The following is a 15,584-nucleotide window of genomic DNA, read 5'->3' as shown; positions in this document are numbered from 1 at the left end:
TGTGACCCGAACCATGCGCGCGCGGGCATCGTGGTCCGAACAAACACTGTTCGGACCGCACCATGACCGCCGCGAATTTCAGCGCCTGCCTCGCCATCACGCTCGGCCACGAGGGGGGCTATAGCAGCGAACGCGCAGACCCCGGCAATTGGACCGGCGGCAAGGTCGGCCGCGGGCTGCTGCGGGGCACGAAATTCGGCATCTCGGCCGCCGCCTATCCGACCCTCAACATCACGGCGCTCACGCCAGCGGACGCTGCGCGGATCTACGCGGCAGACTATTGGCGGCCCGTCCAGGGCGACGCGCTGCCCGCCGGCGTCGATCTCGCCACGTTCGATTACGCCGTCAATTCGGGTTTGAGCCGGGCAGTGAAGGCGCTGCAATCGAGCGCCGGCGCGAAGGCCGACGGCGACTTCGGTCCGCTCACGCTGGAGGCGGTCGAGAAGTCGACCGCGACCAAGGCCGCGACGATCGCCATCGTCGGCGCGATCTGCGACCGTCGGCTTGCATTTCTCCGCAGTTTGAAGACCTGGGGCACGTTCGGGGCGGGATGGGCGAAGCGCGTCGGCGATGTCCGGGCGCGTGGGCAGGCGATGGCGGGTGCAGGCGCGGACGTGATCAGCCTCTCGGTCGCGCGCGACCTCCGGACCGCGGCCACGCGCGACAAGCAATCCGCCGCCTCCGGTGCCGGCGGCGGCGTCTCCGGCGCCGGCGCGGCGGGCAAGGCCGCGGCGGCGGTCTCCGCGGCCGACGCTGCGCAGGCGACGACGATCGATTGGTCGGCGGTCGCCGCACTCGGCATCGTCGCCGCCATTCTCATCACCATCGCGATCGTCGTGCGCTGGCGGGCCGGCGTGCATCGCGACGTCGCGGCCGGCGCCTCGGCGGCGCTCGCCGATCTCCAGGCGCGCGGCGCGCTCTGACGAACGGGGGAACCATTATGCGGTGGCAGGATCTGGCGTCGCCTCTGGCGCAGGCGGGCGCGACGGTGCTTGGGACGATCATCGGCGGGCCGCTCGGCGCCTCCGTCGGCGGGCTGGTCGGTCAGGCGCTCGGCACCGCGCTCGGCGTGCCGGCGACGCCGGAGGCGATCGGGACCGCGCTCGCGACCGGCGGTGACGACGCTGCGCAGCGGGTGCAGGCGGTCGAGACCGCGCGGGCCGACGAGTGGGCCGCGCTCGCCGAGCAGGGCGCGCGGCTGATGCAGACGCTCGCCGACAAAGAGGTCAGCGAGGGATGGTTCGCGTGGGCGTGGCGGCCGGCGCTGTCGTGGCTCGTCACGGCGATCATCGCGCAGACGTTCCTCGTCGCGCCCTGGGCGCGCGCCATCGCGCATTTCGACGTGTCGGCCCCTTACGATCAGGTCATGGGGATCGCCGCGATCTGGCTCACCATTTATGGCGGCGGCCACACGCTCAAAGCGGTGCTGGGCCCGCGTCTCGGGGCCGCGAAATGACGGTCGAGGTCTGTGCCATCGTCGCCTTGCTCTGTGGTGCCGCGTGGGCTCTGGTCTGGCTGGTCCAGCCGAGCGCCGAGAATACGCTCAGGCATCGCATGCCGCCGTCCTTGCAGCGGCAACCCGAGGCCGCCGACACGGCCCTCTCGAACCTGCTCAGTGCGGCGTTGATGGATGACGCGCTCGGCGATGTGGTGGCCGTGCCGCTCATCGCGCGGCGCAACCCGGCCACGGCCGCGATCGAGATCATCGTCGGGAGCAATCCGGCCGCGGCCTATGTCGTCGTCGGCAACAGGCTCACCCCGATCGCGGAGATTGTCGACCGTGGATGAGTTCGACCACGCCGCCGCACTCGCGGAGACCGAGCGCGAGCTGTCGATCGCGGCGGTGCGCCGCCGGGCGCTGCCGGCCGAGGACGGCGACGGCGTGTGCCGCGGATGCGGGGCGCCGATCGAGCCGGCCCGGCGCGCGGTCCAGCGAGGAGCGCACCGGTGCGTGGAGTGTCAAGAGGCGCTCGAGCTGCGCGCTCGGCGGGGGTGGTGAATGTCGTCCGATATCGTCGCAGCGCTTCGGGACTGGATTTGGATCGTGGGAGCCATCTCGCCATTCATGGTCGGCGGCGCGCTCCTCTACCTCCGCTCTCAGTTCCCGACAAAGGCCGAGCACGCCGAAACCGCCGCAGGCCTCCGCGCGAGCATGGCCGACCTCGCCCATCAGGTCGAGCAGCGACGCACCGATCACGAGGGGCGGATCAATCGTCTGGAGATCGCGTCCGAGGGGCTGCCCGACAGGACGGACCTCGACGAGCTGGGGCGGCGGCTCGCCTCCGTCGAGCGCGCGACCGGCGTGACGGCCGAGGCCGTGCGCGGCACCGAGCGGCTGCTCGCCCGGGTCGACCACACCCTCAATCTCCTCCTGCAAAACAAACTGACCGAGGAACGGCGTTCATGACTTTCACCGAAACGCTCGCGCGCGACCGCCGGCGCCTCATCCTCGAACACCTCGCGGCGGCGCCCGAACATGCGCTCGGCATGGACGTGCTCGCCGTGATGGTGGGCGAGAGCCGGCAGGCCGCCTATCGCGACCTCGTCTATGCCGACATCGAGCGGCTCGCCGATCACGGTCTCGTCCGGATCGAGGAGCTGCCGAGCGCCATCGGGCCGCAGCGTGAGGTGCGCGCGACCGCCCTCGGCCTCGACGTCGCCGGCGGCCGGGCGCACCCGTTCGTGGCGTCCAAGCTCCCGGGCTACTGACGATGTCGCGATCGACGGTGAAGAAGCTGCCGCCCGAGGTTCGCGACTGGATCATGCGGCTGCGCGATCAGGGGCGGACCTACGACGAGATCATCGCGGCGCTGCGGGGTCTCGACACGCTCGCCGTGGTGCCGTCGCGCTCGGCGCTGCACCGGCATGTTCAACAGGCCGAGCGGGCGCGCGAGCTGGTCGAGCGACAGCGCATCGTTGCCGCGTCGCTCGCGAAGGAGTTGGGCGCCGAGGATGACGGGCGCGTGGTGCGCGGCAACATCACGATGCTCCACGCCATCCTCACCCGCATCCAGATGGCGGCGCTGGAAGCGGAGGAAGGTGGTGATGCCGATCCGGCGCTGAGCCCGCAGGAAGCCATGCAGCTCGCGAAGGCGCTCGATCATTTGGGCAAGGCCGCGAAGGACGATGTGGCGCGGACGATCGTCATCGAAAAGCGGGCGCAGGAACGCGCCATCAAGGCGGCAGAGGAAGCCGTCGACACGGTCATCAAGCAGCAGGGCGGCGGCGCGGAGAGCATCGCGGCACTGAAGGCTGCGATCGGCCTGCATATCCGGGAGCATGGATGATGCAGATGCTCTCCGGCGAGGCATTCGGGCGATCCATCAGCGAGGCTCAATGGGCCGCGCTGCGGGCCGGCGCCGATCCCTCGGAGACGTCGGAAATCCTGCTGCGCTATCAGCGCAAGCTGCTCGACGCGACAGCGATCCATCAGGTGGTGGTGTGCGAGAAGTCGCGGCGCACCGGCATGACTTGGGCGGCTGCCGCCGATGCGGTCCTGACGGCTGCGGCCGGCCGATCGGCGGGCGGCATGGATGTTCTTTATATGGGCTACAACCTCGACATGGCCCGCGAGTTCATCGACACCTGCGGCACCTGGGCGGAAAGCTTCAAAGAGGCGCTGACCGGCGCCGGGATGGAAGAGTTTCTCTTCGACGACGACGGTCAGCCGATCCAGGCATTCCGCATCCGCTTCGCATCCGGACACGAGATCGTCGCGCTCTCGTCCAAGCCACGATCGCTCCGCGGTCGACAGGGCTATCTGATCATCGACGAGGCGGCGTTCCACGACGCACTTCAGGCCGTCATCGACGCCGCGGTGCCGTTCCTGATGTGGGGCGGGAAGATCCTCATCATCAGCACGCACTTCACCGAGAGCAATGCGTTCAACCGGCTGGTCGACGATATCCGCGCTGGCAAGAAGCCCTACGCGCTGATGCGTGTCACACTCGACGACGCCTTGATGGATGGGCTCTATCGCCGGATTTGCGAGAAGCAAAGCATCGCCTGGAGTGCGGCTGGCGAGGCGCGTTGGCGCGCGGGACTTATCAGTGCCGCCGGTGATGCAGCGGACGAAGAATTCTACTGCATTCCGTCGCAAGGGGGCGGCGCCGTCCTCAATGGCGCACTTATCGAAGCGCGCATGGCGGACGGCATTCCGGTTCTTCGCATCGAGAAGCCCGCGGCGTTCGCGCTCCTGTCGGAACCCATCCGCAGGGCGGAGATCGCCGAGTGGTGCGAGACGTTCCTCGGGCCTCTGCTCGACGAGATGGACCTGGAATGCCCCACGGTGCTCGGTGGAGACTTCGGGCGGGTCCGCGACCTCACCGTCTTCTGGCCGCTCCAGATTGCGAGGTCGATGCAACGTCTGACGCCATTCGTGGTCGAACTCTCCAACATTCCATTCGAGCAGCAATTCCAGGTCGGCTGCTACATCGGCGACCGGCTACTGCGGTTCACAGGCGCCAAGTTTGATGCGATCGGTCTCGGCGCTCAGCTCGCCGAGATGTTTGCCGGACGGTACGGCCATTGGCTCGTCGAGCAGGTGAAGCTCTCCGCGAGTTGGTACGTGGAGCATGCGCCCCTCTTACGGGCCGCTTTCGAGGACGGCGCGATCACGATCCCGCGCGACCGTGACATCAAGGCGGACCTGCAACTGCCCATCATGAGGGGTGGCATCCCGACCATTCCGCCGACCCGCACCACGGGAGCGGACGGCAAGAAACGCCACGGCGACAGCTTCGTGGCGCTGTTGCTCGCCTATGCGGCGAGCTGCACGCAGCCGGTCGAATACGGCTACCGGCCCGTGCCGCGGCAGGAGGCGGCCGATCCGTGGACGGCAGGTCCGAATGACGAGGACGATGCGGGGCGCGATCTGCCGCGCTTGCGCGGGAGGCTGATCTGATGGCGCGGCTCTCAACCATCCTCGGGCCGGACGGGCGCCCGGTCGACAAGGACTTGCTGACCGGCCCACCGATCGCCGGGCCGACGCTTGCCGGCGTGCGCTCGCCGATCTCGGGCCATCCCGCAGACGGCATGACGCCGTCGCGCATGGCGGCGATCCACCGCGCGGCCGCCGGCGGCGACACGCTGCGCTACTACGAACTCGCCGAAGACATTGAGGAGCGCGATCTCCATTACACCGCGGTGCTCGGAACGCGACGGCGGCAGGTGGGCCAACTGCCGATCATGGTCGAGGCGGCAAGCGACGATGCTGATCACGTCCGCCACGCGGATTTCGTGCGCGAGTGGGTCTCAGAGGACACTCTGGGGCTCGGCTTGTTCGACGTGTTGGACGCGATCGGCAAGGGCATCTCAATCACCGAAATCACGTGGGAGTGGAGCGGCGACGGATACCGTCCCGCGACGCTCGACTGGCGATCGCCAACGTGGTTCGAGCCGGATACGCTGACGCTCGACAGGCCTTTGCTCCGCGGGGTCGGCGGCGGCGAGGAGTTGGCCGAACACCGCTTCATGATCCATCGCCACAAAGCGAAGAGCGGCTTGACCGCTCGTTCGGGCATTGCGCGCATCGCGAGCTGGGCGTGGATGTACAAGGCCTTCACCGCCCGCGACTGGGCTGCCTTCGTGCAGAATTATGGGCAGCCCGTAAGGGTGGGTCGCTACGACGCCAGCGCGTCGAAAGAGGACCGGGAGGTGTTGTGGCGCGCGGTCGCGAACATCGCTGGCGATTGCGCTGCCATCATCCCGCGGTCCATGGAGATCGAGTTCATCGAAACCAAGTCGGCTTCGGATGGCTCGGCGCTCTACGAGAAGCGCGCCGATTGGCTCGATCGGCAGGTCTCGAAACTCGTCCTCGGTCAGGTGGCGACCACGGATGCTGCCCCCGGCTCGCACGCGATCGGCTCGACGCACCGCGCGGTGCAGGAGGACCTGGAGCGCTACGACGCGCGGCTGCTCTCGGCGACGGTGACCCAGCAGATCGTCCACCGGATGGTGGCGTTCACCTTCGGCCCGCAATCGAAATATCCGCGGCTGCGGATCGGCCGACCGGACGACGTGCCTATCGCCGCGATCGTCGATGCCGTGAGCAAGTTGGGGCCGCTTGGGCTTAGGGTCGAGGCGAGCCAGATCCGTGATCGGCTTGGGCTCACCGAGCCGGCGGCCGGCGCGGACGTCGAGATCGTCGGCGGGCGGCAGGCGACGCCGCCGGCGGCGCCCGCGCCGGTCGACCCGTCGCCGGCGTTGCAAACGCGCCGGCCGGGCGCGCTTGTCGCCCATCTCGTCGAGCTGCATGCGGCCTCGCCCGATACGGTGGCGCGGCTCACGGATCAGCTCGCGCAGGACGCCGCCGGCGCGCTCGCCGGGCTGACGGAGGAGGTGCGGTCGGCGATCGAGGATGCGACGAGCCTCGACGATGCGGGCCGCCGCCTCGCGGCGCTCCAGCTCGCGCCCGACGACCTCGCCCGCGCGCTCGCGCAAGCGATGGCGCTCGCGGACATGATCGGCCGCGCCGCTGTGCTCGACGAACTGAGGGCGGGCGCGTGATGCGGCTCTCGTGCGAGGTCCCCCACTGCCGACGGACGTGCGGCCCGCGCGCGGGCGACCGGCCGATCGCGCCGGGCGAGCGATGGATCTGCGCGGAGCATTGGCGGGCGGTGCCGGCTTTGTGGCGCCGCGTGGTCGCGCGAGCGCGCCGACGGGCGCGGCGTGAGGGGACGCGCGCGGCGCGGGCCGCCTTCGGCCGCGCCTGGAGCCGATGCCGGCGCGCCGCGATCGAGGCGGCCGGGGGGATCGGGTGACGACGGTCTCCGATGCGCTCGGCCTGCCGCCTGTCGAAGCGATCGACTATCTGCGCCGAAGGACAGCGATCCCGAGCCGCACCTATCGAGACGTTTGGCGCGACGCCAACGCGCGAGCATTCACGGTCGCGGGTGCCGCGACGCAAGCGCTGGCGGCCGATTTTCAGGCGGAGATCGTCCGCGCGGCCGAGACGGGCTCGACCTTGCGGGATTTCGAGAAGACGTTCGACGCGCTCGTCGCCAAACACGGGTGGGCGCACAGCGGGTCGAGGGATTTCCGCGCGCGGGTCATCTACGAGACCAATCTCTCGACCGCCTATGCGGCCGGGCGGTACCGCCAGATGGTCGAGCCGGAGACACTCGCGGCGTTCCCCTTCTGGGAGTACGTCCATGGCGGCTCGAAACATCCCCGCCATGACCATCTGAGCTGGAACGGCGTCGTTCTGCGCTGCGACGACCCGTGGTGGGACAGCCATTATCCTCCGAATGGGTGGGGATGCTCGTGTTGGGTTCGGCCGCTGTCCGCCCGCGCGCTCGCGCGGCGGGGCAAGGATGGGCCGGATGTTGCCCCGCCGATCGAGTATCGGGACTGGACGAACAAGACGACGGGCAAGGTCGAGCAGGTCCCGCGCGGCATCGACCCCGGCTGGAATTACAATGTCGGTCAGGCCTATGTCGGGACCGGGCCGGTCAAGATGCCGACCGACGCGACGCTCAAGGTCGGCCGGCCGCTCGGTGCGCGGCTGCCGAAGCCTGCCGCCAGTCCGCTCCCGGCCGCGCGACCGGCCGCCGCGCCGACGCGTAGGGCCGACGACGAGCTGACGACCGTCATTCCGCCCGGCCGAGCCAGCGGGGCACCGATCCCACCGCAGCCGGCGGCGGCACCGGAGGAGGTGCGTCGGTTCGGTGCCGATGTGCTGTCGGGCGCCATCACGGATCGCGATCGGTCCGTCATCGTCGCGCATATCGACGATGCAATGGCCGGCGCCCTGGAAACGGAGGTGCGGGCCGTGGAGCTGTCAGCGTTCCGTGTGGCGAAGGTCGCCGGGCTTGCCGAGCAGATGGGCGGCGTCGCGTCGACGGCGCACCCTGAGATCACGCCGGAGATGTGGGGGCGGCTCGTCGAGCTGATCGAGCGCGGCGAGGTCTATCACGCCGCCGGCCGGTATCGTCAGATCCTCGTGCACGGCGACATCGACGGCCGTTCGATGATGGCGATTATCCGGGTCGCATCGACGCCTGATGGTGGCGAGCGGCTCATCGTCCCGACCTACAGCCAATCCGGCCGGCGGCGGTTCGCACGGCTGACGCGCGGCATGACGCTGGTGAGACCGGGGCAATGATGTGAGGGGTGATGCGGCGCTCAGGAGGTCGTCAACCCTCCGTGGGGAAACCCAGCATAACGCGCGGTCTGGTGAGACCGACTGACTTGAGCGCCGCAAGGGAAATATAGGCCGAAAGGACGGAAAAATCCATGGCGGGTGCATCGATCAGCGTGAAGATCCTGGATGCGGAGGCTGTCGCGGCACTGCGTCAGATCGAGCGCCTCATGGGCGACACGACGCCGGTGACCCGCGCGATCGGTGTCGGTCTGGTCGAGGTCGTCCACACGCATTTCGAGACGGAGAGCGATCCGCAGGGCAAGGCGTGGGCGCCTCTCGAAGCGACCTATGCCGCGAACAAGCGCGGCGCAGGCATCCTGCGCGAGGCCGGGATGCGGGGCGGCCTGATGGGCTCGATCACGAGCCGGGCGTCAGCCAGCGGTGTCGAGGTCGGCTCGAACAAGGTGTATGCCGGCGTGCATCAGGAGGGCGCGACGATCACGCCGGTCAATGGCCCCTTCCTCGTGTTCCGTCTCGGTGACCGCGTCGTGCATGCACGGTCTGTGACGATCCCCGCCAGACCGTTTATCGGCGTCGGACCGCACGAAGAGCGCGTGATCCTGGAGACCATTCTGGACGCGCTCGACCGTGCGGTCGCCCGCGCGGCGCATGCTTGACGCGCCGGCTCGCCCTCGGCGGGCCGGTGTGATAGGGCGTAAGAGGTCATAAGAGGCGAAAGAGGCGGCCCCAAGCCCCGCCTCGGCCGATCCCGCGCCTCGCCCGCGCGCGGGCCGCCTGAGCCTCCTAATCGCTTTCCGGTTCGACGCGCTCGCACCCGTATCCGCGGGTGTGATCGGCGCGTGCGCGATCGTCCATGTTCGGCCCATGGAGATCGCACTGTTTTCCTCCCTGCCTGCCGACGGCAACGAGGTGCCCGCCTGGGTCCACCTCGTTCCGTCGGGCATTTTCCGCGGCGCCGACGGCCGCGGACCCTATCGGCTGGGGGACGCCGAGGCGGTCATCCACGCCAGCATGGCGGACGGAGCGAAGCTTCCGATCGACGAAAATCACGCCTTCGACCTGGCTGCCCCGAAGGGGCTGCCGGCGCCGGCGCGCGGCTGGATCGTCGAATTACAATCGCGACCGAACGGCATCTGGGGCCGGGTCGAGTGGACCCCGACCGGCGCCACGCTCGTCGCCGAGCGCGCCTATCGCGGATTGTCGCCGGCGATCGCGGTGCGCACGGCGGACCGCACGATCGCGGCGGTGCTGCGCGCCTCGCTGACGAACGACCCGAACCTGCCTCTCACCTCACTGCACTCTCGGAGCCCTCTCATGGACCTCGACGCCCTTCGCACGGCCCTCGGGCTCGGCGCGGACGCGACGGAGGCCGACGTGCTCGCGGCGATCGCCGCGCAGCGCACGGCGGTCAGCACGCACGCGGCAACCCTGTCGCGCATCGCCACCGCCGCCGGCCTCGCCGACGGCGTCGAACCGGACGCGATCGTGACGACGCTCCAATCGCGCGGCGCCAGCGACGTCGACAAGCTGCGCTCGACGGTCGTCGAGTTGCAGACGCAGCTCACGGAGATCGGCAACGCCCGCGCTCGCGACGTCGCGACGCGCGTGGTCGACGACGCCATCAAGTCCGGCCGGGTCGGCCTGCACCCGCTGCGCGACCACTACATCACCCGCCACATGGCGGACCCACAGGCGGTCGAGCGCGAGATCGCGGCGATGCCGGTGCTCAACAGCGGCGGCCGCGTGGCGCCGCCGGCCGGTGATCAGGCCTCCGGAGGCCTCTCGGCCGAAGAGGCCGAGACGTGCGAGCTGATGGGCATCAGCCGCGAGAAGTTCATCGAGAGCCGCAAGGCGCTCGGGCTGGAGGTGATCTGATGGCTGCGACGAGCGACCAGTTTACGCTGAGCCGGAGCGGCGCCGAATACGGCTATCCGGTCAAGGGCGCGACGCGCATCTTCGCCCGCACCCTCGTCGCCCTGACCTCGGCCGGCCTCGCGGTCCCCGCGGGTACGGCCGGCGCGGTCAAGATCGCGGGGCTCAGCCTGCATCATGCGGATAACCGCGACGGCGCCGACGCCGGCGGCATCGTCCGGACGGAACGCGGCACCTACGCCCTGTCGTTCGACGTGGCGCCCACCGCCGCCAATCTGCGGGCGGCCGTCTACGCGGTCGACGATGTCACCGTCTCGCTCGACAGCAGCAGCGGCGCACGCCTCCAGGTCGGCACGCTCGACGGCATCGAAGCCGGCACCCCCTGGACCCGCGTCAGCAGCTAAGGAGTTCGCGCCATGGAAGTCACTCCGCAGGCCTTGCGGTCCATCTACATCGGCCTTTCCACGGCCTACACGGCGCAGTTTGCGGCGACGCAGACGCAATGGCAGCGCGTGGCGATGGAGGTCACGTCGACCGGTTCGGCGAACGAGTACCCGCGCCTCGACGACATCCCGGCCATTCGCGAGTGGATCGGCGACCGCGTCGAGCACGACGTCGGCGTCAATACGTTCCGCATCGAGAACCGGACGTTCGAGAACACGCTCGTCGTCCAGCGCGAGAAGATCGAGGACGATCAGATCGGGATCTACACGCCCCTCGCCGCGATGCTCGGACAGCAGGTCGCGGAGTTCCCGGACAGCCTCATCTGGCCGCTGCTCAAGCGCGGCTCCACCTCGTTCGGGCCGGATGGCCAATATTTCTTCGACACGGACCACGCGAGCTTTTCGGAGAGCGGTGCGGTCATCAGCGCATCGAACTTCCAGGCGGGCTCCGGGCCGAGCTGGTACCTCGTCGACACCTCCCAAGTGGTGAAGCCGCTGATCTATCAGCCGCGGCGCGCGTTCAAATTCGTCTCGCTGGATAGGGACACGGACGAACGCGTCTTCTCGCGGCGGAAGTTCACCTACGGCATCGACGGCCGCTGCAATGCCGGGTTCGGCATGTGGCAGCTCGCGTTCTGCTCGCAGGCCGAGCTGACGGCGGAAAACTACAGCGCGGCTCGCACCGCGATGCGCTCGCGGCGCAAGCGGGACGGCTCGCCGCTGGTGGTGCGGCCGAACCTTCTGATCGTGCCGCCCGCCCTGGAGGCCGCCGGCCGACGGATCTTGGTCAACGAGAAGAACGCCGCGGGCGCCGACAACGAGTGGGTTCGCTCCGCCGAGCTGCTCGTTGCCGACTGGCTCATGTGAGCGGAGGCCTGATGTCCACGATCCGCATCCTTTGTGCCCGGCCCGGCCTGCGCCGGGCGGGCGTCGCCCACGCCGCCGACCACACGTGGCCGGTGGACCGCTGGTCGGCGGACGAACTCGCGATGCTGCGAGCCGAGCCGCTCATCACGGTGATCGAGATCGACGGTCGCGAAGGCGCGACCACGACGTCCGACACCCCCATTGCGGCTGGAGATGGTGCGGCCTCGGTCTCGGCCGAGACCGCCTCGGCGGAGGCGAATGTCACGGTTGCCGCCGACGAGACCCCTGACACCAGCCACGCCGCCGCGGGTGACCCGGCATCCGCGGCGGCCACCGATAGCGCGATCCCCGAGATGCCCCCGAGAGCGAAGTAACCGGCGCCGGCGATCCGGCCGGCGCCGGCGGCGCTCCGGAGGCCAATCCGAAAGGTCGACGCAAATGACCGCGGATGAACTCGAGGACGAGCTGATCGAGGTGGCCGACCGCGCTCGGCGTGCCGGCGTGAGCATCGAGGAAATCGTGCACGCGGCCGGCCGTCTGATCCTGCGGATGACGTGGCCGGAGGCGGCTGGCGACAAGGATCGCAGCGAGGACGCGGGCGCATGACACGGGCGACGATCGACGATCTGGTGCGGCGCTATGGGGAGGGCGAAATCTGCACCGCGGCCTCGCCCGGCAGCGAAACGCCGGCGTCGGTCGCCGATCTCACCGCTGCGCAGCGGGCGCGGATCGAGGGTGCGCTTGGCGACGCGGACGCGCTGATCGACGGCTATGTCCGCCGCCGCTACGCGCTGCCGATCACGCCGGAGCCGCCGGAACTCATCCGCGCCGCCTGCGTGCTCGCGCGGTCCGATCTGGCGACCGGCACGGACCTCGTCGGCAGCGAGGCGATGCGCCTTGCGCGCAAGGAGGTGACGGACTGGCTCGGCCGACTCGCCGACGGCGCGGTCTCGCTCGCGGTGCCCGACGCCGCCGGCGCCGCCGGCGCGTCGGGTGCGCGTGTCAGCGACCGGCCGCGCGAGATCGAGACGACGGGGCTGCGCGGCTGATGGCTGAGCGGGACCCGCTGACCCTGCTGCACGAGGCGATCGCCGGCGCGCTGCGCGACGGGCTCGGTGCGCGCTGGCGGATCGAGCCGATCCCGTGGCCCATGACGGTTGATGAGCTGCAACAGCTCATAAAGAAGGCGCCGGTGGCCGCTGTCGCCTTCACGGGCTTCCGGCCCGATGGCGGCGGTCGCGTACTCAGTGGCGAGGCGCAGTTCGCGGTCCTCGTCATCGTCACCTCGACCAAGCTGCCCGAGCGGTTTCTCGGTTCGACGGCAGCGCCGGGTCTCTACCGCGGCGTCATGGCTGCGGCCAAGGCGGTCCATGGCCTCACCGTCACAGGGCTAGGATCGCTCGCGGCCGGCGAAATCCGGCAGTCCTACTCGGACGGTTACGGATCGCTCCAACTCGCCCTCGGTGTGGTGCCGGTGACGACGCATGTCGTGGTCGGCGACGTGCTCGGCTGGGAGGGCGACCTCTCGGAGTTCGACAGCCTCGCGACGACATGGCCGACGGCGCCGGGGGCGCCGACAGACGACATCACGCTGCCGGTGGGCGGCTAACAGGAGGCCGATATGGCGCTCATCTACGCGCGGCCGGCGGACGGCCTGACGCTCCCGCTGCCCGACGGCCGACCCTGGCCGGCCGAGGGCGCCTGGGTGGACACGGCCGAGCGCTACATCCGGCGCCGGCTCGCCGACGGGGACGTCGTCGAGGTCGCGCCGCCGGCGACGACGAGCAGCCCGGCCGTTGCGCCGGCGCCGGCGGATCAAGTCGCCAGCGATGACGGCAAGAAGACGAAGGGAGCGGCGTGATGGCAATCGCGTTCGATGAGATCGCCTATGACATCTACAAGCCGGGCACTCAGCTTGAGGTCGCGCCCCGCTACGACCGCAAGGGCCTCGTGGAATATCCCGCCCGAGGCCTGCTCGTCGTGCAGCAGCTCGCGAGCGGCACGGCGATCCCCGGTCAGAAATATCAGATCACCCGGCCGGAACAGGGCACAGTGCTGTTCGGGGCCGGGTCGATCGGCGAAGCGATGGTGAAGGCCTGGAAGCGAACCAATCGCACTACGCCCCTCTACGCCGTCGGCATGCTCGACGCCGCCTCGGCGACGGCTTCGACGAGCACGCTGACGATCACCGGGACGGCGACGGCCGGCGGTGTCATCGCGCTCTATATCGACGATCAGCGCATCCCGGTCACGATCACCGCCGGCATGACGGCGGCGCAGGCAGCCACGGCGGCCGCGGCGGCCGTCACCGGCTACAGCGTTCCGCTGATCGTCACCGCGACGGCGGCGACGACGGTGGTCACGTTCACGTCCAAGCACAAGGGGGAGTGCGGAAACTTCATCCCGATCGCGCACAGTCGCCGCGAGGGCGATGCAGTGCCGGCGGGCCTCACGCTCGCGCTGACGGCGATGAGCGGCGGCGCAACCAACCCTACCATTCAGACCGTGTACGACGCCTACAACGCGGAATGGTTCACGGACTGGGTGGCGCCGTGGGTCGATGCGACCAATCTCACGGCAACCGCCGCGGAGATGGCTGAGCGCTATATAGCCTCCGCCCGCCGAGACGCCCATTTCTACACGGCCAGCGCCGGCACGTTCGCCGCATTGACGACGCTCGCGGGGCTGTCGAACTCGCCGTTCATCACGATCCTGGGTCTCAACGGATCGAACAGCGCGCCGTGGCGCATTGCGGCTGCCGCCGCGGGCCTCGCCGCGTTCCAGCTCGCGAACGATCCGGCCCGTCAGTTGCGCGGCCTGACGTTGGCGGGCATCTCGGCGCCGCTCGCTCCGTCTCGGTTCCTGGACGACGAGTGGGAGCTGTTATTGCGCGCCGGCATCACGTCGCTGATTTCGAACGACGACGGCACCGTCGCTATCGACCGGATGGTGACGACCTACAAGACCAACTCGGCCGGCGTCCCCGATCGGCGCACCTATCTCGACGTCATGATCCCCAAAACCATGTCGCGCATCCGCTACGACTGGCGCGTCTATGTCAGTCTCCTGTACCCGCGCCACAAGCTGGCGGACGACGGCAGCCGGGCGGCCGCGAATGCGGATGCGGTGGTCACGCCGGGCCGCCTGCTCGCGACGTGGGGCGGCCGATGCACCCTCTATGAGGACCGCGGGTGGATCGAGGGCTCCTCGGGCTCCGGCGGCACGACGGCGATGGCGGTGTTCGAGCGCGACGGCGACGATCGAAACAGGGTCAATAGCCGGCAGCCCGTCACCATCATCGGCAACATGATGGTGCTGGCGGGTCGTCTCGAATTCTTCGCCTGACAGGGCTCTTAGCGGGCGCTGAGAGACGCCCAAGGGACAAGCAACATGGCGCAAATTCTCGGCATCATCGACATCGTGTGGAGGGGCGTCGCCTACGATGTCATCCCGAAGTCCGGCAAGCTCCAGCTCTCGGGCATGAAGAACAATCCGGTCGTGGCTGGCCGCAACGTCCATCGGTCGCAGGAGTTCACTCAGGGCAAGGTCACGATCTCGACCGTCCTCAAGCGGGGTCAGCGGCATTCCGAACTCTACGACGAGAACGAGGGCGAGCTGCAAGTCCGCTGCGACACCGGGCACGTCTACATCTGCCCGGACGCGTTCCTCGAAAGCGGGCCGCCCGAGATCAGCGACGACGGCGGCAAGCTCGAACTCGTGTGGACCATCTCGAAATATGAGGAGATCATGCCGTGACGCGCACGCACATCAACTTAGACGACGACGCGACGGTCGCCGACGTCGTCGAGAGCGGATCCGATCCGCGATCCGCCGCGGTCGTCGACGTGGTGGTCGAGGAGCATGATCAGAGTGCCGCCGTCGTCGATGAAGACGACGGCGTCGCGGGCGGGCTACCGGCGCGCGCGAAGAAGAACGACGACGGCTCGGTGACGCTCCCGCTGCGCTATCCGGTCTCCCTCACCATCCGCTCGTCCGGCGGCAAGACGCGCGTCGAGCGCTACGAAGAGCTGCGCTTTCACCGTCTCAACGGAGCGGCGCTCAGGGCCATCACCTCGACGGAGGGCGATGCAAAGATCGTTGTGGCGATGGCACGGTCGACCCGCTTGAGCGATGCCGTAATGTCGGCGGTCTACGATCGGATGGACGGCGCTGACATCGCCGGCGCCGCGAAGATCGTCTTCCATTTTTTGGCCTGATCCCCACCGACGCACACGCCCGTCTCGGAGCGCTTGCAGCCGAGACGGGGTTCGGCTCGGAGGCGATCCTCGCGATGGACT

At 69.3% G+C, this 15,584-nt stretch carries 22 protein-coding genes; all 22 read left to right on the top strand.

Annotation, left to right across the window (positions count from 1 at the left end):
- The first annotated feature begins 62 nt into the window (after positions 1-62).
- The 22 genes from F0357_RS17475 (at position 63) to F0357_RS17375 (ending at position 15,503) form a co-directional block, all read left to right on the top strand.
- A complete protein-coding gene (locus F0357_RS17475) occupies positions 63-923 on the top strand; it encodes a glycoside hydrolase family 108 protein (RefSeq protein ID WP_153485067.1) in 861 nt (286 codons plus the stop codon).
- A 17-nt stretch (positions 924-940) separates the two neighbouring features.
- Positions 941-1,456, top strand: coding sequence for a hypothetical protein (locus F0357_RS17470; RefSeq protein ID WP_153485065.1), 516 nt, complete (start codon positions 941-943; stop codon positions 1,454-1,456).
- On the top strand, positions 1,453-1,788 hold the full coding sequence (locus tag F0357_RS24220) for a hypothetical protein (RefSeq protein WP_208948401.1): 336 nt from the start codon (positions 1,453-1,455) through the stop codon (positions 1,786-1,788). The genes F0357_RS17470 and F0357_RS24220 overlap by 4 nt, the downstream gene beginning before the upstream one ends.
- Positions 1,781-1,999, top strand: a complete 219-nt coding sequence (locus tag F0357_RS24215) for a TraR/DksA C4-type zinc finger protein (protein WP_208948400.1) — start codon at positions 1,781-1,783, stop codon at positions 1,997-1,999. The genes F0357_RS24220 and F0357_RS24215 overlap by 8 nt, the downstream gene beginning before the upstream one ends.
- Positions 2,000-2,407 (top strand): DUF2730 family protein, encoded by a 408-nt coding sequence (locus F0357_RS17460; protein ID WP_153485059.1) that lies wholly within the window; start codon positions 2,000-2,002, stop codon positions 2,405-2,407.
- Positions 2,404-2,709 (top strand): hypothetical protein, encoded by a 306-nt coding sequence (locus tag F0357_RS17455; RefSeq protein ID WP_153485056.1) that lies wholly within the window; start codon positions 2,404-2,406, stop codon positions 2,707-2,709. Before F0357_RS17460 ends, F0357_RS17455 begins: the two co-directional genes overlap by 4 nt.
- Before the next feature lie 2 nt (positions 2,710-2,711).
- On the top strand, positions 2,712-3,287 hold the full coding sequence (locus F0357_RS17450) for a phage protein Gp27 family protein (protein ID WP_153485053.1): 576 nt from the start codon (positions 2,712-2,714) through the stop codon (positions 3,285-3,287).
- Positions 3,284-4,903, top strand: a complete 1,620-nt coding sequence (locus tag F0357_RS17445; RefSeq protein WP_153485050.1) for a hypothetical protein — start codon at positions 3,284-3,286, stop codon at positions 4,901-4,903. The genes F0357_RS17450 and F0357_RS17445 overlap by 4 nt, the downstream gene beginning before the upstream one ends.
- On the top strand, positions 4,903-6,507 hold the full coding sequence (locus tag F0357_RS17440) for a DUF935 domain-containing protein (protein WP_153485047.1): 1,605 nt from the start codon (positions 4,903-4,905) through the stop codon (positions 6,505-6,507). The genes F0357_RS17445 and F0357_RS17440 overlap by 1 nt, the downstream gene beginning before the upstream one ends.
- Positions 6,508-6,757: 250 nt before the next feature.
- The gene (locus F0357_RS17435; RefSeq protein ID WP_208948399.1) at positions 6,758-8,104 is read left to right on the top strand and encodes a phage minor head protein; all 1,347 of its coding nucleotides are present in this window, start codon (positions 6,758-6,760) and stop codon (positions 8,102-8,104) included.
- A gap of 131 nt (positions 8,105-8,235) precedes the next feature.
- On the top strand, positions 8,236-8,760 hold the full coding sequence (locus F0357_RS17430; RefSeq protein ID WP_153485036.1) for a phage virion morphogenesis protein: 525 nt from the start codon (positions 8,236-8,238) through the stop codon (positions 8,758-8,760).
- 208 nt (positions 8,761-8,968) lie between these two features.
- Entirely contained in the window at positions 8,969-9,979 is a 1,011-nt protein-coding gene (locus F0357_RS17425) for a phage protease (protein ID WP_153485032.1), read from the top strand.
- Entirely contained in the window at positions 9,979-10,380 is a 402-nt protein-coding gene (locus tag F0357_RS17420; protein WP_153485029.1) for a hypothetical protein, read from the top strand. Before F0357_RS17425 ends, F0357_RS17420 begins: the two co-directional genes overlap by 1 nt.
- 12 nt (positions 10,381-10,392) lie before the next feature.
- Complete coding sequence (locus F0357_RS17415; RefSeq protein WP_153485026.1) at positions 10,393-11,286, top strand: Mu-like prophage major head subunit gpT family protein; 894 nt, start codon at positions 10,393-10,395, stop codon at positions 11,284-11,286.
- Between the two features lie 11 nt (positions 11,287-11,297).
- Positions 11,298-11,660 carry an HI1506-related protein gene (locus F0357_RS17410; RefSeq protein ID WP_153485024.1) on the top strand — a complete coding sequence of 121 codons (363 nt, stop codon included), beginning with the start codon at positions 11,298-11,300 and terminating at the stop codon, positions 11,658-11,660.
- Positions 11,661-11,724: 64 nt separating this feature from the next.
- On the top strand, positions 11,725-11,892 hold the full coding sequence (locus F0357_RS17405; RefSeq protein WP_153485023.1) for a hypothetical protein: 168 nt from the start codon (positions 11,725-11,727) through the stop codon (positions 11,890-11,892).
- Positions 11,889-12,335 (top strand): DUF1320 domain-containing protein, encoded by a 447-nt coding sequence (locus F0357_RS17400; protein ID WP_153485021.1) that lies wholly within the window; start codon positions 11,889-11,891, stop codon positions 12,333-12,335. Before F0357_RS17405 ends, F0357_RS17400 begins: the two co-directional genes overlap by 4 nt.
- Positions 12,335-12,895 carry a hypothetical protein gene (locus F0357_RS17395; protein ID WP_153485019.1) on the top strand — a complete coding sequence of 187 codons (561 nt, stop codon included), beginning with the start codon at positions 12,335-12,337 and terminating at the stop codon, positions 12,893-12,895. The genes F0357_RS17400 and F0357_RS17395 overlap by 1 nt, the downstream gene beginning before the upstream one ends.
- A 12-nt stretch (positions 12,896-12,907) precedes the next feature.
- Positions 12,908-13,147: a DUF2635 domain-containing protein gene (locus F0357_RS17390; RefSeq protein ID WP_153485016.1), complete on the top strand. Its 240-nt coding sequence runs from the start codon at positions 12,908-12,910 to the stop codon at positions 13,145-13,147.
- Entirely contained in the window at positions 13,147-14,631 is a 1,485-nt protein-coding gene (locus tag F0357_RS17385; protein ID WP_153485014.1) for a phage tail sheath subtilisin-like domain-containing protein, read from the top strand. The genes F0357_RS17390 and F0357_RS17385 overlap by 1 nt, the downstream gene beginning before the upstream one ends.
- Positions 14,632-14,676: 45 nt before the next feature.
- Positions 14,677-15,042, top strand: coding sequence for a phage tail tube protein (locus F0357_RS17380; protein WP_153485012.1), 366 nt, complete (start codon positions 14,677-14,679; stop codon positions 15,040-15,042).
- Positions 15,039-15,503, top strand: a complete 465-nt coding sequence (locus F0357_RS17375) for a hypothetical protein (RefSeq protein WP_153485010.1) — start codon at positions 15,039-15,041, stop codon at positions 15,501-15,503. Before F0357_RS17380 ends, F0357_RS17375 begins: the two co-directional genes overlap by 4 nt.
- The last annotated feature ends 81 nt before the right edge of the window (positions 15,504-15,584 follow it).

This window comes from Segnochrobactrum spirostomi (genome assembly GCF_009600605.1).
In the GTDB taxonomy this organism is placed as follows: Bacteria; Pseudomonadota; Alphaproteobacteria; order Rhizobiales; family Segnochrobactraceae; genus Segnochrobactrum; species Segnochrobactrum spirostomi.
The sequence above is the reverse complement of the archived record's forward strand: the minus strand, read 5'-3'. Positions and strand labels throughout refer to the sequence as shown.